This is a genomic window from Fundidesulfovibrio sp., from assembly GCF_058402725.1.
This window is the reverse complement of sequence record NZ_JBZVFJ010000090.1, coordinates 1-15,646: the sequence shown is the minus strand read 5'-3', so window position 1 is coordinate 15,646 and position 15,646 is coordinate 1. Positions and strand designations below refer to the sequence as shown.

20 protein-coding genes are annotated in these 15,646 nt (G+C 65.5%); 12 read left to right on the top strand and 8 right to left on the bottom strand.

What is annotated here, in order from left to right; genetic code table 11:
* Positions 1-253, bottom strand: a 253-nt coding sequence (locus ACV4UX_RS12400) for a hypothetical protein (protein ID WP_491593591.1), incomplete at its 3' end; no start/stop codon positions are given.
* A gap of 35 nt (positions 254-288) precedes the next feature.
* Here ACV4UX_RS12400 and ACV4UX_RS12395 point away from each other — a divergent pair.
* Positions 289-477, top strand: coding sequence for a hypothetical protein (locus ACV4UX_RS12395; protein ID WP_491593590.1), 189 nt, complete (start codon positions 289-291; stop codon positions 475-477).
* 275 nt (positions 478-752) lie between these two features.
* Here ACV4UX_RS12395 and ACV4UX_RS12390 read toward each other — a convergent pair whose 3' ends face one another.
* Complete coding sequence (locus ACV4UX_RS12390) at positions 753-1,277, bottom strand: hypothetical protein (protein WP_491593589.1); 525 nt, start codon at positions 1,275-1,277, stop codon at positions 753-755.
* A 79-nt stretch (positions 1,278-1,356) separates the two neighbouring features.
* A complete protein-coding gene (locus tag ACV4UX_RS12385) occupies positions 1,357-1,722 on the bottom strand; it encodes a hypothetical protein (protein ID WP_491593588.1) in 366 nt (121 codons plus the stop codon).
* 62 nt (positions 1,723-1,784) lie between these two features.
* On the opposite strand from ACV4UX_RS12385, the gene ACV4UX_RS12380 reads away from it, so the two are divergent.
* A complete protein-coding gene (locus tag ACV4UX_RS12380; RefSeq protein WP_491593587.1) occupies positions 1,785-1,973 on the top strand; it encodes a hypothetical protein in 189 nt (62 codons plus the stop codon).
* A gap of 288 nt (positions 1,974-2,261) precedes the next feature.
* Here ACV4UX_RS12380 and ACV4UX_RS12375 read toward each other — a convergent pair whose 3' ends face one another.
* The 4 genes from ACV4UX_RS12375 to ACV4UX_RS12360 form a co-directional block, all read right to left on the bottom strand.
* Positions 2,262-2,738 carry a hypothetical protein gene (locus ACV4UX_RS12375; RefSeq protein WP_491593586.1) on the bottom strand — a complete coding sequence of 159 codons (477 nt, stop codon included), beginning with the start codon at positions 2,736-2,738 and terminating at the stop codon, positions 2,262-2,264.
* Between the two features lie 85 nt (positions 2,739-2,823).
* Positions 2,824-3,426, bottom strand: a complete 603-nt coding sequence (locus tag ACV4UX_RS12370) for a hypothetical protein (RefSeq protein WP_491593585.1) — start codon at positions 3,424-3,426, stop codon at positions 2,824-2,826.
* 362 nt (positions 3,427-3,788) lie between these two features.
* On the bottom strand, positions 3,789-4,085 hold the full coding sequence (locus tag ACV4UX_RS12365) for an RNA recognition motif domain-containing protein (protein ID WP_173082592.1): 297 nt from the start codon (positions 4,083-4,085) through the stop codon (positions 3,789-3,791).
* A gap of 405 nt (positions 4,086-4,490) precedes the next feature.
* On the bottom strand, positions 4,491-4,910 hold the full coding sequence (locus ACV4UX_RS12360; RefSeq protein WP_491593592.1) for a PaaI family thioesterase: 420 nt from the start codon (positions 4,908-4,910) through the stop codon (positions 4,491-4,493).
* A gap of 156 nt (positions 4,911-5,066) precedes the next feature.
* Between ACV4UX_RS12360 and ACV4UX_RS12355 the strand changes: the two genes are divergently transcribed.
* A complete protein-coding gene (locus ACV4UX_RS12355) occupies positions 5,067-5,336 on the top strand; it encodes a hypothetical protein (protein WP_491593584.1) in 270 nt (89 codons plus the stop codon).
* A gap of 7 nt (positions 5,337-5,343) precedes the next feature.
* On the opposite strand, the gene ACV4UX_RS12350 is transcribed toward ACV4UX_RS12355, so the two are convergent.
* Positions 5,344-6,402, bottom strand: coding sequence for an FUSC family protein (locus ACV4UX_RS12350; RefSeq protein ID WP_491593583.1), 1,059 nt, complete (start codon positions 6,400-6,402; stop codon positions 5,344-5,346).
* 258 nt (positions 6,403-6,660) lie between these two features.
* Between ACV4UX_RS12350 and ACV4UX_RS12345 the strand changes: the two genes are divergently transcribed.
* The 9 genes from ACV4UX_RS12345 to ACV4UX_RS12305 are packed head-to-tail and all read left to right on the top strand — an operon-like array spanning position 6,661 to position 15,495.
* Positions 6,661-7,794, top strand: coding sequence for an ABC transporter substrate-binding protein (locus tag ACV4UX_RS12345; RefSeq protein WP_491593582.1), 1,134 nt, complete (start codon positions 6,661-6,663; stop codon positions 7,792-7,794).
* Between the two features lie 12 nt (positions 7,795-7,806).
* On the top strand, positions 7,807-8,943 hold the full coding sequence (locus ACV4UX_RS12340; RefSeq protein ID WP_491593581.1) for an ABC transporter substrate-binding protein: 1,137 nt from the start codon (positions 7,807-7,809) through the stop codon (positions 8,941-8,943).
* Positions 8,944-8,980: 37 nt separating this feature from the next.
* Positions 8,981-9,856, top strand: a complete 876-nt coding sequence (locus ACV4UX_RS12335; protein ID WP_491593580.1) for a branched-chain amino acid ABC transporter permease — start codon at positions 8,981-8,983, stop codon at positions 9,854-9,856.
* A gap of 3 nt (positions 9,857-9,859) precedes the next feature.
* Positions 9,860-10,810: a branched-chain amino acid ABC transporter permease gene (locus tag ACV4UX_RS12330; protein ID WP_491593579.1), complete on the top strand. Its 951-nt coding sequence runs from the start codon at positions 9,860-9,862 to the stop codon at positions 10,808-10,810.
* Positions 10,803-11,567 (top strand): ABC transporter ATP-binding protein, encoded by a 765-nt coding sequence (locus ACV4UX_RS12325; protein WP_491593578.1) that lies wholly within the window; start codon positions 10,803-10,805, stop codon positions 11,565-11,567. The genes ACV4UX_RS12330 and ACV4UX_RS12325 overlap by 8 nt, the downstream gene beginning before the upstream one ends.
* A complete protein-coding gene (locus tag ACV4UX_RS12320; RefSeq protein ID WP_491593577.1) occupies positions 11,567-12,301 on the top strand; it encodes an ABC transporter ATP-binding protein in 735 nt (244 codons plus the stop codon). Before ACV4UX_RS12325 ends, ACV4UX_RS12320 begins: the two co-directional genes overlap by 1 nt.
* 3 nt (positions 12,302-12,304) lie before the next feature.
* Entirely contained in the window at positions 12,305-12,784 is a 480-nt protein-coding gene (locus tag ACV4UX_RS12315; RefSeq protein WP_491593576.1) for a hypothetical protein, read from the top strand.
* 52 nt (positions 12,785-12,836) lie between these two features.
* Complete coding sequence (locus ACV4UX_RS12310) at positions 12,837-14,138, top strand: phenylacetate--CoA ligase family protein (protein WP_491593575.1); 1,302 nt, start codon at positions 12,837-12,839, stop codon at positions 14,136-14,138.
* Between the two features lie 37 nt (positions 14,139-14,175).
* Complete coding sequence (locus ACV4UX_RS12305; protein ID WP_491593574.1) at positions 14,176-15,495, top strand: C45 family autoproteolytic acyltransferase/hydrolase; 1,320 nt, start codon at positions 14,176-14,178, stop codon at positions 15,493-15,495.
* The last annotated feature ends 151 nt before the right edge of the window (positions 15,496-15,646 follow it).

The following is a 15,646-nucleotide window of genomic DNA, read 5'->3' as shown; positions in this document are numbered from 1 at the left end:
GCTCGCGCTCGAAGTGCTCCATGATGTCCGTGGTCAGCCGGTAGAGGGGATCGACGCGCTCAAGCTTCTTGCGCACAAGATCAATGCGCTCGCGCACGCGGTGCTTCTTGGCGTCCGCGAAGTCCAGACGGTGGCGCTTGTGGTGGTATTCGTTGAGGTCGCGCAGGCTGGTCCAGCGCAGCTGCCCGGCCATGCCGGTGGGAGGCGGGCCCAGGCCCCAGAGTATTTCGCATTGACATGCCAACAAATACATGCAAGACGATAGACACCAGTGCAGTCGAGGTGTTCATGGACGACGACAAGCCCACCGACGAGCAGGAGCGAAAACCAGACCGCATCCCCATCGAGGAATTCGACAAGATGCGCATGCCCTTGATCGTGCGCTTCCTCTATGAAATGGGACTGGTGTTCACGGCCATCGTCATCGCGGCAAGCGCGGTGGGATTGATGGAATTGGTCAAGAGGATGGCGCGATGAAGAAGTATGACTGGCGCTCAGCTGACATGATGAAATTTTTCTTTTACGTCATCATGTATTTTATTGCAATCAGGCAATTTATAACATGTTATCTCCACACCTCTTCGTGACAGGCATCACAATGAACGAAAAGCCTGACAAATTTGAATCTTTATTCATGCTTATTCACAACATACTTCTTGCATACATCATTCACATTGCATATAGCTACTGCTAACAACAAGCTTCGAAACGGATAACATGAGGGCCTGGGCAATCCAGGCCCTCATGCGCCGCTAGCGACGTCCTATTCCTTCAAAGTCTTGCCCGTTCATACCTGTAACATCCTGTTCTGGGTACGCAGGATTATTCAGATTGAATTCTGTGTTATTTGCCACAGCAAGTCCAAAAGGAACGGAACCTTTTTTCAGCAATAGACCGAGGGGAGCAGGCGCTATTTCACCAGCCCCGAACATCAGTCCGCCAGCAGTTGTCCCAACGTATCCTGCGATTTTCGCATTCTGTGCTCGGCGTCCGGCTTCGGCGTCCTTTTCCCGCTGTTCCATTTCCATTTTGTCCAATCGAGCCTGAATCTTCTCTCTCTGCTCGGACACCTTCACATCCGTTGCAATCTCCATCTGACGGTTGGCAATCTCGGCGTTAACAGCAGGGTCCACCAGAGGGGGGTCGGTCGGCGCTGGCTGCTGCGTGATCCGATCAAATGCATCCCGCGTGGCGGGATTTATGCCGCTCCCGTTCTGCTGAGCCTGGCCGTAGCTGTCCGCCACGGTTTTCACGTACTCCTCGTCACCCACGTTCATTCTCCTTCTGTTTGCGCGCACGGGGCGGCCCGACCGCGCGTTGGCGCGGTCCCGCCGCCGGGGCCTGGGCCTCGGCGGGTCAGGACGCGCTGCCGCCCTGGTGCGTGCGCGTGACCATCTCGTCGGCCACGGCGCGCATTTCCCTGTAGAAATCCAGGAACTCGTGCGGGCAGCGCGTGAAGAGCCGCTTAAGCGAACCCTGCAACGATTTCGGCAGGTGCTCGCGCTCGAAGTGCTCCATGATGTCCGTGGTCAGCCGGTAGAGGGGATCGACCCGCTCCAGCTTCTTGCGCACAAGATCGATGCGCTCGCGCACGCGGTGCTTCTTGGCGTCCGCGAAGTCCAGACGGTGGCGTTTGTGGTGGTACTCGTTCAGATCGCGCAGGATGGTCCAGCGCAGTTGCCCGGCCATGCCGGTGGGAGGCGGGCCCAGGCCCCAGAGCATTTCGCATTGACATGCCAACAAATACATGCAATACGATAGACACCAATGCAATCGAGGTGTTAATGGACGACGATAAGCCCAGCGACGAGCAGGAGCGAAAACCCGACCGCATCCCCATCGAGGAATTCGACAAGATGCGCATGCCCTTGATCGTGCGCTTCCTCTATGAAATGGGACTGGTGTTCACGGCCATCGTCATCGCGGCAAGCGCGGTGGGATTGATGGAATTGGTCAAGAGGATGGCGCGATGAAGAAGTATGACTGGCGTACCCAGGACATGATAAAATTTTTCATCTATTTACTTTTTTACTTTACGGCGTTTCGCTTGGCATCACTCTGCTTACTGCCATAGATTCCAATCACAATACGCATAGGCAAGCACATGAATACTTATGACACATTCGAACTGTATTTTGCTATTGCTAATGGACTATTTATGTACCTTGTCTACAGACTGTGCACTTCATTCTGTCCAGGTTAAGCATGGATAATATTTCATAGAGACAGAGGCCTGGGACAAGCCCAGGCCTCTGCCAATATCAACGATTGTTGATCCCCTCAAAGTCTTGACCGTTCATGCCAGTAATTTCTCGCTCGGGTATAGGAGGATTATCCATATACCGCTTCGATACATCCTGTACCCATTCTCCTGCAGGGACCGATGCTCCCATTATCAATGGATTTCCGACTGCCAAACCAGCCGTTGCAACAGCCGCTGTTGCTGTCTTCCCCAATATTCCCGCGAACTGAGCGTTTCCAGCCTTCCTTACAGCTTCAGCCTGCATGTTATCCTGCTCACCTTGGAGTCGCGCATTCTCTTCCTGGTTAGCAGCAATCTGCTTGTCGCGCCCTTGATCCCGGATATCCCGAATGTCGTTTTGGAAGTTCGGATCGCCAAGCTGCATGGGGTTGTTTTGCCGCCATAATTCGAATGCCGCCTGCACACCCGGGTTGTCCATCTTTCCGGATCGTCCGTAACTGTCCGCCACGTTCTTCACGTACTTCTCGTCACCCACGTTCATTCTCCTTTTGTTTGCGCGCACGGGGCGGCCCGTCCGCGCGTTGGCGCGGTCCCGCCGCCGGGGCCTGGGCCTCGGCGGGTCAGGACGCGCTGCCGCCCTGGTGCGTGCGCGTGACCATCTCGTCGGCCACGGCGCGCATTTCCCTGTAGAAATCCAGGAACTCGTGCGGGCAGCGCGTGAAGAGCCGCTTAAGCGAACCCTGCAACGATTTCGGCAGGTGCTCGCGCTCGAAGTGTTCCATGATGTCCGTGGTGAGCCGGTAGAGGGGATCGACGCGCTCAAGCTTCCTGCGCACCAGATCGATGCGCTCGCGCACGCGGTGCTTCCTGGCGTCCTCGAAGTCCAGACGGTGGCGCTTGTGGTGGTACTCGTTCAGATCGCGCAGGATGTACCAGCGCAGTTGCCCGGCCACGTCGGCGGGGGGCGGCCCCAGATTGTAGGGCTGGAAGGTGTCCTCCCAGTGCTCGGTGAGCGCCCCGCAGGCTTCCTTGTCGCAGACCAGAGACTGGTAGACGTCCTGGTAGCCGGGGTAGGAGGGGAGCGGGCCGGGCTGGACCGGGATCGGCCCGGGCTGGGGTTGCTGCCGGGGCGGCGGGGTTTCCCCGTCCACGGGTCCGAACGTCTCGTCCAGCAGCCGTTCGTAGCGTTCCTGAATCGCCTTGAAATCCTTTTCCGTTCGCATGCGTTTCTCCTGTTCGCGGTGTGCCGGTTTCACCGGCCGATGACCGTGCAGGATACGCAAAAACGATTCGCTGTCTCCCCACATAGCGCTATGTGGGTAAAAAGTGGAAATTTCTTCCGACGAATCCCCTCCCTATCTCCCCCGGCGGATGTTGTACACGCCGCGCCCCTCGGCCAGTCATTGACACAGCCCTATCAACCCGCTGGCCGCTCCAGACGCCTCCCCTTGGCTGCAAGAGGAACTCAACGATCCAGCCCCCTTCCGGGGAAAGGTGTGAGGAGGAATGCCCGGCTCAAGGCGGGCTGCAACGAAAAAGGCCCCGTCCTTTGCAGGACGGGGCCTTCCAAACAGTCAGCTCGATGCTACCAGCTGCGACGCGAATGGCCGTCATAGCCGCCGCTACGGGGAGCGCGGGGCTTGTCTTCAGCTTCGTTGACCCGGAGGCTGCGGCCCCCGAGGGTGGAGCCGTTCAAGGCCTGGATGGCGGACATGGCGCCGTCATCCTGCATCTCAACGAAGCCGAATCCGCGCAGGCGGCCCGTCTCGCGATCGGTGATGAGGCTTACGGACAGCACCTCGCCGTGGGCGCCGAACAGGTTGCGGATTTCGTCATCGTAAGTGGAAAAGGGCAGATTGCCGACATAGATTTTCTTGGCCATGTGAAAAGCTCCTGGAGGTAATAGGCGGTAGTCTTTGTGAAGTGGAGCTTAGCCCAAGCGAAGGTCCAAAAGTCAAGAAGATGTCGGCCTGTTCAAATGATTTATACTAAGTATGCCCATCGAGCTTGCTTGGCAAGGACTATTTTTCCAAAATCCTTGAATATTCGATTTCAAGACCGGAACATGGATTGCAACATCCCTTTATCTTACAGAATACAATTTGCGTGGATCTGTTTTCCGCCTTCTCCTGCGGGAGGCTGTCCCAGGCTTGAGGGCCGGGAGGTGTCGTCCCTGCGCCTGGCGAGCCGACAGGTTTCCTTGCCGCAGGCCAGGGACAGGCGGTCATCCCGGCTGCCCGAACAGGAGGGCTGCTGGCCGGACTGGGTCAGGCTCGGGGTGCGCCCCCTACTTCCCCCGACGGATGTTGTACACGCCGCGCCCCTCGGCCACGGGCTCGTCCTTGCGCGCGCCGCTCCAGAGGGTCACGGTGGCGTTGCCCACGCGGTTGCCCAGGAGCTTCACCACGGCCTCGGCGTGCAGGTCCTCGGGACCGGCCGGGCGCAGGTAGTCCACGCGCAGGTCGATGGTGGCCAGGCGATCGCTCAAAGCGCAGCGCGTCCACACCGCGAAGCCCCCGCACACGTCCGCCAGGGTGGAGATCACCCCGCCGTGCAGGGCCGGACGGCGCGCGTCCCCGATCAGGTCCTCCCGGAAGGGGATGAACAGGTGCACCCGTCCCTCGGCCACCTCGGCCGCGCGGATGCCCAGCATCTTGTTGAACGGCAGGCCGTTCTCGATCAGGTCCGCCAGCACCGAATAGTCCACGTCGCCTCCCGCGTTGCGCCGGACAGGCCGCCAGGCCAGCCGGACCGATGGTTCACCCGCGCCCCGGAAGCGCACGCCGCGCACGGGCGCGCCCCTTGACTTCCAGGGGCCGCATGCTACGCAAACACAATCCGAAACCCCAGCAAGGACCGGCCCGTGGGACGCAGAATCCTCGCATACGTGGCGACCTTCGCCGTCTTCGCCCTGGCGGGCGCCTTCGAGAACATCCGCATCTCCTGGCAGATCGGGCTGTTCTTCTTCGGGCTCATCGCCTCGGTGATCCTCTCCGTGGTGGTGTTCTACCTCGTGGCCTTCATCGTCTCGCCCGGGGGCAACCGCTTCGTGCGCCTGGGCATCCTGGCCAGCGAGGCGGCCGCCGCCGCCGTGGTCATCCGGCTCATGCTGCCCATGGCCCCCACCTACTGACGCGCCCTCACTGCGCGTCCAGGAGCGCCGCGCGCTCGGCCATGCCCAGCAGCTCCACGGCCACCTCGCGCATGTTGTAGTAATAACTGTAGAACCTCATGATGGATTCCAGGCTGTAGCCCGGCAGCACCCGGCGCGTGCGCAGCACCCCCAGGGCCTCCTCGGCCGAAGCCACGGCCCGGCGCACGCCCTCCAGGCTCCCCGGGGCGTGTCCCTGCGAGACGGCCAGGGCCAGGTGCGTCATGGCCGTCACGGTGGTCTGGGCCAGAAGGTCCATCTCGGCGGAAACCTCGGAGTGCAGGCCCTCCAACTCCTCGTGGTGCACGGCGTGCTCCATGGCCAGCAGGTGCTCCGCGATGCGCTCCGTGAAGTTGTAGAGCGACACCGTGACGTGTTCCTGGCGCGAAAACCCTGCGGGCTCCCTCTTGGCCTCCTCCAGGAGCGCCCGATTGCGCTGGCGCGTGGCGGCCAGCTCCCGGCGCGCGTGCTCCTCCTCGCCCTCGTCGCAGGAGGGCGCGCGGCAGGAGAGCAGCACCGCGTAGAACGCGGCCTCGTCGTTCAGGGCCTTCACCACGCCCTTCTTCAGCAGGCCGCCAGCCCGCGAGGGCCACACGAAGAGCGATACCCCCAGCGCGATGGCCACCCCCAGCCCGATTTCCAGGAAGCGCTCCACGCTGAACCCCAGGAAAGACCCGTGCTGGTTGCCCAGGAGGATGATGATGGTGGCCGTGATTCCGGCCATGCGGAAGGACTCGTGCAGATGCACGAAATAGGCGCACACCAGGATGGAGAGCCCCACGCCCAGACCCAGGGCCACCGCCCCGGAGCCCAGCGCCGCCAGGCAAGCGCACCCCAGCGCCGCGCCCACCGCCGTGCCCGCGATGCGGTTCACCCCGGCCTGGTAGGAGCCGCCCAGGTTGTTCTGCATGACGATGATCACGCTGATCACCGCCCAGTAGCCCTGGTCCAGATTGAGCAGGCTCACGAGGGCGTAGGTGGTCACGGCGGCCAGGGCTGTCTTCAGGGCGTGGCGGACGTGCTGGGAGCTTGGCTTCAGGAGTATCACGAGAGGTCTCCGTCCGGCGCGGTTGCGCCGTGCCGACTCCTAGCGCGAACCTGTCCCCAAGGCCAGCGCAGGGCTGAAGCCATACCGCCAGAGTATGAAAACAACGCATTTTTGTACACTTTGGTGGGCAAAAGCGCCCCCGCGAGACCGCGCGGCCTTGACCAAAACCGGGGTGGCCGCTATCTCCCGGGGACGAAATGACGCTTTGGTCATTTCCCCCTCCGTTCCACCCCGCAACGTATGAAGAGGAGCGCTTCCATGGCTTGGCGTATGCTGGCAGCCCTGGTGCTCGCGGTTTCCGCGGCACTCCCCGCCTGGGCGGCGGACACCGTGAAGATCGGGGCCGTGGTTTCGGTCACCGGTCCGGCCTCCTACCTGGGAGAGCCAGAGAAGAACACCCTGCTGTACCTCCAGGACCAGCTCAACGAGAAGGGCGGCATCGGGGGCAGGAAGGTGGAGGTGATCGTCTACGACGACGAATCCGACGTGAACAAGGCCGTGCTGGCCGCCGAGAAGCTCCTCAAGCGCGACCAGGTGGCCGCCGTGGTGGGCCCCTCCGTCTCGGGCAACACCCTGGCGCTCATGCCCAAGATGTCCGAGGCCAAGGTGCCCCTGGTCTCCATGGCCGCCGCCGAGAAGATCGTGAACCCGGTGAACCCCTGGATCTTCAAGACGCCCCAGTCCGACCGCCTGGCCGTGGCCAAGCTGCTGGCCGACGCCAAGGCCAAGGGTTTCAAGAAGCTGGCCATCATCACCGTGTCCGACGGCTTCGGCCAGGCCGGGCGCGAGGTGCTCAAGGAGATGATCCCCGCCGCCGGCATGGAGCTGGCCGCCGACGAGATCTTCGGCCCCAAGGACACCGACATGACCGCCCAGCTCACCAAGATCGCCGGGGCGGCCCCCCAGGCCGTGATCTGCTGGGGCACCGGCCCCGCCCCCGCCCAGGTGGCGCGCGGGCGCGCCCAACTGGGCCAGAAGACCCCCCTCTACATGAGCCACGGCGTGGCCTCGCCCAAGTTCGTGGAGCTGGCCGGAGAGGCCGCCGAGGGCCTGGTGCTGCCCGCCAGCTGGATCATCGTGGCCGACCAGATGCCCGAAGGCCCGTTCAAGGCCTTGCTGTCTTCCTACATCCAGGGCTATACGAAGCGCTTCGGCACGGCCCCCTCGGCCTTCGGGGGCTACGGATACGACGCCTTGACGCTCCTGGCCGAGGCCGCCAGAATCTCCGGCAACGCCACGCCCCAGGGCCTGCGCGACGGCCTGGAGAAGGTGAAGGGCCTCCAGAGCGCCACGGGCGTGTTCAATTTCAGCGAGAAGGACCACAACGGCCTGGACGAATCGAGCTTCGCCATGGTCAGGATCGAGGGCGGCAAGTTCGTCCTCGTGAAGTAGGAGGAGGTGCGCATGACCCGGCGCTTCGCAATCGTGCTGGCCCTGCTTTGCCTGTGGGCCGTGCCCGCCCTGGGGGCCGAGCCCCTGAAGATCGGCGCCGTGGTTTCCGCCACGGGCCCCGCCTCCGCCCTGGGCGAACCCGAGAAGAACACCCTGGAGATGGTCCGCGACGCCCTGAACGCCAAGGGCGGCGTGGCCGGACGCCCGATCGAACTGATCATCTACGACGACGAATCCGACGTGAGCAAGGCCGTGCTGGCCGCCGAAAAGCTCCTCAAGAAGGACCGCGTGGCCGCCATCGTCGGCCCCACCACCACCGGCAACACCCTGGCCATCGCGCCCAAGATGGCCGAGTCCAAGGTGCCCATGGTCTCCATGGCCAGCGCCGAGAAGATCGTGAAGCCCGTGAACCCCTGGGTGTTCAAGGTGGCCCCCTCGGACCGCCACGCCGTTGCGCGCCTGCTCAAGCACGCCAAGGCCCAGGGCTACAGGAAGCTGGCCATCCTCACCGTGTCCGACGGCTACGGCCAGGCCGGGCGCGAGGTGCTCAAGGAGATGATCCCCGCCGCCGGCATGGAGCTGGCCGCCGACGAGATCTTCGGCCCCAAGGACACCGACATGACCGCCCAGCTCACCAAGATCAAGGACATCGCCCCCGACGCCGTGATCTGCTGGGGCACCAACCCCGGCCCCGCCCAGGTGGCCCGCAACCGCGCCCAGCTGGGCATGAAGACGCCCCTCTACATGAGCCACGGCGTGGCCTCCAAGAAGTTCATCGAGCTGGCCGGAGAGGCCGCCGAGGGCGTCATGCTCCCTGCCGGGCACCTCATCGTGGCCGCGCAGCTGCCCGACTCCCAGCCCCAGAAGGCCCAGCTCATGGCCTACACCAAGGACTACAAGGACCGCTTCAAGGCCGACGTCTCCACCTTCGGCGGGCACGGCTGGGACGGGCTCATGGTGGTGGCCAAGGCCGTGGAGATGGCGGGCTCCGACAAGCCCGAGGCCATCCGCGAGGCCCTGGAGAAGATCAAGGCCTTCCCCGGCGTGGGCGGCGTGTTCACCTTCTCCCCCGAGGAACACAACGGTCTGGACGAAAACGCCTTCGAGATGGTCGTCATCCAGGGCGGAGACTGGAAAATCCTGAAATAGAACACCACGGGCCGGGGCAACCCGGCCCGATTCCCCCATGCTCGCAGGCGCACCCCAATACCTCGTCTCCGGTCTCACGGTAGGAGCCACCTACGGCCTCACGGCCCTGGGCTTCACCATGATCTTCAACACCACCGGCATCATCAACTTCGCCCAGGGCGAGTTCGTGATGCTTGGCGGCATGCTCTCCGTGGCATTCCTCAAGGCCGGAGCGCCGCTCCCCGCGGCCGTGCTCCTGGCCGTGATCGTCACGGCCCTGGCGGGCGCGCTCATCGAGCGCGGCGTCATCCGCCCCGTGGGACGCTCGGCCGCCGTGAACCTGGTGATCATCACCATCGGCGTCTCCATCCTGGTGCGCGGGGCCGTGATGCTCCTCTGGGGCAAGGACGCCTTCGCCATGCCCGCCTTCAGCGGCACGAAGCCCCTGATGCTCCTGGGCGCGGCCATCCAACCCCAGAGCCTCTGGGTGCTCTCCATCACCCTCTTGATCCTGGCGGCCCTCAAGCTCTTCTACAGCCGGTCCATCCACGGCAAGGCCATGCTGGCCTGCGCCTGCGAGCGCAAGGCCGCGCAGCTCATGGGCATCTCCGTGGAGCGCATGGCCATGCTCTCCTTCGCGCTCTCGGGCTTCGTGGGCGCGGCGGGCGGGGCCATCCTAGCGCCCATCACGCTCACCTCCTACGACGTGGGCATCATGCTGGGCCTCAAGGGCTTCGCCGCCTGCATCCTGGGCGGGCTGGGCAACCCCTTCGGCGCGGCCGCCGGAGGGCTGATCCTGGGCGTGCTGGAATCCTTCGGCGCGGGCTTCATCTCCTCGGCCTACAAGGACGCCTTCGCCTTCATCGTGCTTCTGGCGCTGCTTTTCGCCAAACCCACCGGGCTCTTCGGCGGCCCCCGCTCCGACAGGGTCTAGCCCATGACCTCCCGACGCCTGCTCTCCCTGGCCGCCTTCGCGGCCGCCCTGGCCCTGGCCCCCCTGGCCCTGCCCAACGACTACTACGTCAACATCCTCATCCTCTGCTGCCTCAACGCCCTCATCGTCATGGGGCTCAACATGCTCATGGGCTACGCCGGGCAGGTGTCCCTGGGCCACGCGGCCTTTTTCGGGCTGGCCGCCTACTCCACGGCCATCGCCACCGCCACCCTGGGCCTGCCCGTCTGGGCGGGCGTGCTGGCGGGCGTGGCCGTCTCCACCCTGGTGGCCTGGGTGATCGCCGTGCCCACGCTCAAGCTTCACGGCCACTACCTGGCCATGGCCACCCTGGGCTTCGGCATCATCGTCTCCATCGTCTTCAACGAGGCCGTGGACGTGACGGGCGGCCCCTCCGGTTTCGTGGGCATCCCCAAGCTCACGCTGCTGGGCTACGCCTTCACTTCCGACAAGGCCATGTACGCCCTCTGCGCCGGGGTGCTCTGGCTGGCCACCCTGGTCTCCATGCGCGTCATCGACTCGCGCACCGGACGCGCCCTGCGCGCCATCCACGTGAGCGAGTCCGCCGCCCAGGCCATGGGCATCGACATCGCCAGGCACAAGCGCTTCGTCTTCGTGCTTTCGGCGGTCTACGCGGGCGTGGCGGGCACGCTCTACGCCCACCACCTGACCTTCGTGGCCCCCTCCTCCTTCGGGTTCCACTTCTCGGTGCAGCTCATCACCATGGTGGTGCTGGGCGGCATGGCCTCCATCTGGGGCGCGGTGGCCGGGGCCTTCTTCCTCACCTCGCTGCCGGAGTTCCTGCGCATGTTCGAGGAGGTGGACATCCTCATCTACGGCGGCTTGCTGGTGGCGTGCATGATGTTCATGCCCGACGGCCTGGCAGGCGGCGCCAAGGCGCTGCTGCGCCTGGCCGGGAGGCGCGCCCGTGGCTGATCTGCTCGCCGTGCGCGGGGCCAGCGTGCGCTTCGGCGGCGTCCAGGCCCTCTCCGAGGCCGACCTCACCGTGCGCCAGGGCGACATCGCCGCCCTCATCGGACCCAACGGCGCGGGCAAGACCACCCTCCTGGGCGTGATCAGCGGCGCGGTGACGCCCACGGGCGGCTCCGTGGCCCTGGCCGGACGCGAACTGACCGGGCTGCCCATCCACGAGCGCGCGGCCGCCGGCGTGGTGCGCACGTTCCAGAACCTGGAAATCTTCTCCAACATGACCGTCGTGGAAAACGTGGTCACCGGCGCGCACCTCAAGGCCCGCTACGGCCTGTGGGATTCCCTGGTCCGCACCCCGCGCTTCCGGCGCGAGGAGGCCCGCCTGCGCGAGGAGGCCATGGTCCGCCTGGAGTTCGTGGGCCTGGCCGACAAGGCCGGGCACATGGCCACGGGCCTGCCCTACGGCGAGCAGCGCCTCCTGGAACTGGCGCGCGCCCTGGCCAGCGGCCCGTCGCTCCTCCTGCTGGACGAGCCCGCAGCGGGCATGAACAACAAGGAGACCCGCCAGCTGGGCGTGATCATCCGCCGCATCCGCGACGAGCTGGGCGTGGGCGTGGCCCTGGTGGAACACGACATGGAGCTGGTCATGGACATTTCCGACCGCATCACCGTGCTCAACTTCGGCAGCGTCCTGGCCGAGGGGACGCCCCGCGAGATCCAGGACAACCCCGAGGTCGTGGCGGCCTACCTGGGCGAGGACTGATGCTCACCCTGACCAACGTCGACGTCTCCTACGGCAAGATCGCCGCCGTGCGCCGGGTGTCCCTGCACGTGGACCAGGGCGAGATCGTGGCCCTCATCGGGGCCAACGGCGCGGGCAAGACCACGCTGCTCTCGGCCGTCTCCGGCCTCATCCGCCCGGGCGGCGGCAGCGTCACCTTCGACGGCAAGGACATCACCCGCGCCCAGCCCGACGCCATCGTGCGCATGGGCCTGTGCCACGTGCCCGAGCGCCGCCTCGTTTTCAAGCCCATGAGCGTAACCGACAACCTCCTGCTGGGCACTTACACGCGCAGGGGCCGCGCCTCACGCGCCGACATCGCGCGCGACATGGACGCGGTCCACGCCATGTTCCCGGTGCTCAAGGACCGCGCGCGCCAGCCCGCGGGCACCCTCTCCGGCGGCGAGCAGCAGATGCTGGCCATCGGCAGGGCGCTCATGGCCGGGCCGCGCATGCTCCTCCTGGACGAACCGGGCATGGGCCTGGCCCCCACGGTCTGCCGGGACATCTTCCGGCGCGTCCTGGAGCTGCGCTCCCAACGCGGGCTCACGGTGCTGCTCGTGGAGCAGAACGCCAAGAGCGCCCTCTCCGTGGCCGACCGGGCCTACGTGCTGGAGACGGGGCGGGTCATCCTGCAGGGCCTGTCCTCGGAACTGTTGGCCAACCGCGACGTGCAGCGGGCCTACCTGGGCCGCGACAAATCCCAAGAGGACTAGAACATGAAACGCCTCGCCACACTCTGCCTCATCGCCTGCGCCCTGCTGGCCCTGGCCGCCCCGGCCCAGGCCCAGGGCAAGTTCGTCACCGAGTTCAAGGGCATGGTCTTCGGCAAGCCCTTCACCGAGTTCAAGCACATGAAGCCCGTGCGCCAGCAGGGCGACATGGCCCTCTACTCCCGCTACGGGGAAGACCACCAGTTCCAGGGCGTGGCCACCAAGGACGAGGTCTACGGTTTCTTCAAGGGCGCGTTCTGCGTGGCCATGTTCACCGCACAGGGACCCAGCGCCTACAACACCCTCAAGACCTACCTGGACTCCAACTACGGCCCCCCCAGCCAGTCCAAGATGAACGCCAAGCAGTTCACCTACACCGCCGGGGAGGTCTCCATCGAACTCGCCTACGACGACACCCGCAAGATCGCCGAGGTGAGCTACATGTACCGCCCCGTCATGCGCTCCATGGCCGGCGGCAAGCCCTAGCGGCACGGACGGCGGGCCGGGGACAACACCAATCAGCGCGGGAGGACAGGCCATGATGTGGGAACCCAAGTTCGAAGCCATGGACCGCGCCCAGCTGGCCCAGCTCCAGCTGGAACGCCTCCAGTCCACGCTTACCCGCGTGGCCCGCAACGTGCCCTACTACCGCAAGACCTTCGCGGCCCAGGGCATCGACCCCGACGACTTCCGCTCCCTCGCCGACCTGGCCCGCCTGCCCTTCACCACCAAGGCCGTCCTGCGCGACGCCTACCCCTACGGCTTCTTCGCCGTGCCCCTGCGCGAAGTGGTGCGCCTCCACGCCTCCTCCGGCACCACCGGCAAGGCCACCGTGGTGGGCTACACCGCCACCGACCTCAAGAAATGGGGCGCGCTCACCGCGCGCATCCTCACCATGGGCGGCGTCACCCGCGAGGACGTGGTCCAGATCGCCTTCAGCTTCGGCCTCTTCACCGGCGGCTTCGGCTTCCACCAGGGCGCGGAGACCCTCGGCGCGGCCGTGGTCCCGGCCTCCAGCGGCAACACCCGCCGCCAGGTGGCCATCATGCAGGACTTCAAGACCAGCGTCCTCGTCTGCACCCCCAGCTACGCCCTCTATCTGGCCCAGACCATGGAAGACATCGGCGTCAACGCCAACGCCCTCAGCCTGCGCCACGGCCTCTTCGGGGCCGAAGGCTGGACCGAGGCCGCGCGCGCCCAGATCGAGGACCGCCTGAAGCTCACCGCCACCGACAACTACGGCCTCTCCGAGGTCATGGGGCCGGGCGTGGCCGGCGAATGCCTCCAGCGCAACGGGCTGCACCTCAACGAAGACCACTTCCTCGCGGAAATCGTCGACCCCGCCACCGGTGAGCCCGTTCCCGACGGCGAACTGGGCGAACTGGTCATCACCACCCTGGCCAAGGAGGCCTTCCCCCTCGTCCGTTTCCGCACCGGAGACCTCACCCGCTTCCTCCCCGGCCCCTGCCCCTGCGGGCGCACCTTCCGCCGCATGGAGCGCGTGAAGGGCCGCGTGGACGACATGCTCATCATCCGGGGCGTCAACGTCTTCCCCGCCCAGATCGAATCCGTGCTCCTGGAGCTCGAAGGCGCAACGCCCCACTGGCGCGTGGTCCTCGAACGCGAAAAAGGCCTCGACAAGGCCACCGTGGAACTCGAAGTGGCCGAATCCTTTGTCTTCGACCGCATCGCGGACCAGCAGCGCTTCCTCCAGAACGCACGCAAGCGCCTGGCCTCCGAACTGGGCGTCAGCTTCGAAATCCGCATGACCGAACCCGGCTCCCTGGCCTGCGACGACGGCAAACCCTGCCGCGTGCTGGACAGGCGCGGCGAAGGCTGACACATACGGGGACGCTCCCTTCCCACAGGAGGTCCCCATGTCCCCGAAACGCAACACCTTCTCGTGCCTCGCCGCCGCCCTCTGCGCCCTGCTCCTGCTGGCGGGCTGCTCCGGCTCGCTCCAGGGCATCGGCGCGCCGCCCCTGCCCGACTCGGAAAACGACGCCGCCGCGCGCCTGCCCGGCTCCTACACCACCGGCCTCATCGCCAACCTGGCCGACCTGGACCCCGCCGACACCTTCTTCCTTGAACAATCCTTCGAACACGGCAGGCTCTACTCCAACCACAAGATCCGCATCGTCTCCCTCAAAGGTTCCTGGCTGGACATGGGCCGCCAGTACGGCGCGCTCCTGGGACGCCACATCAAGGCGATGCGCGCTGCCGTCTCCAAACAGCTCCTCCAGGCCGGAATCGCCCGCTCGGAAGCCGACCTGACCACCTTCGCCGCCCAGCTCGCGCCCCTCTGCCCGCCCCGCTTCCAGGCCATGCTCCAGGGCGTCCGCCAGACCTCCGGACTCCCCGCGTCGGACCTGGACGTCCTCAACGGCTTCTTCGACTTCATCCTCTCCACCCAGAACGCCCAGGCCACCTGCTCCGCCATCGCCGCCTGGGAACCCGTCTCCGGCGACGGACGCCTCGTCCTGGGCCGCAACTTCGACTTCGCCCCCTACTTCAAGAACTTCGCGCCCCAACTGGTGATCACCGTCCTCAACCCCGACGACGGATCCACACCCACCGCAGCCATCGGCTACGCCGGGCAACTGGGCAGCATCTCCACCTTCAACGCCGCCGGACTCACCCTCGAAAACAACAACGGCGCGCTCACCGGCGACGCCAGCCGCCACTTCCTGCAACGCACCCCCTTCCTGGCCCGCGACGTGGAACTGCTCCTGGACAACCGCACCCTCGACGCCCTCGGAGAACAGACCGCCAAGCTCCAGATGGCCTTCCCCCTGCTCTACATGGTCACCGACGCCCGGCGCGCCGTGGTCTACGAGGCCGGAACAGAACGCGTCGCCCGGCGCGACCCCTCCGAACCCGGACTGCTCGTGGCCACCAACACCCCCCTCGACCCAGGCTGGCCCGCCCCCCCCGCCGCCTACAAGGACATCGCCCAGAACTCGCGCGTGCGCTATGACAACCTCCTCCGGCTGGCCCACGCCTACAAGGCCGCCCTGGACGACCGCGTCATGATGGCCATCCTCGACACCCCCACCGAGGAAGGCGGCGCGACCCCCAAAGGCAGCGGACACGACACCTGGCAATACGTCGCCGTCCCCGCCGACCTGCGCCTGTGGTTCAAAGCCCCGGGATACCTGGACTGGACACCCGTCGACTTGAAAAAATACCTCCGCTGACGGGCGAGGGACCAGACGACGCGCGGACGCTTCGACCGCTTCGTGTAAGCGCCTCGGCCTTGATGTCGGGAGGCTACGCGGTCAGGGAATATGCCGCCGGCGGCCAAAGGGCTACGCCCTCTGGACTCCCTTTCCGCTTCGCGGGCTTCAC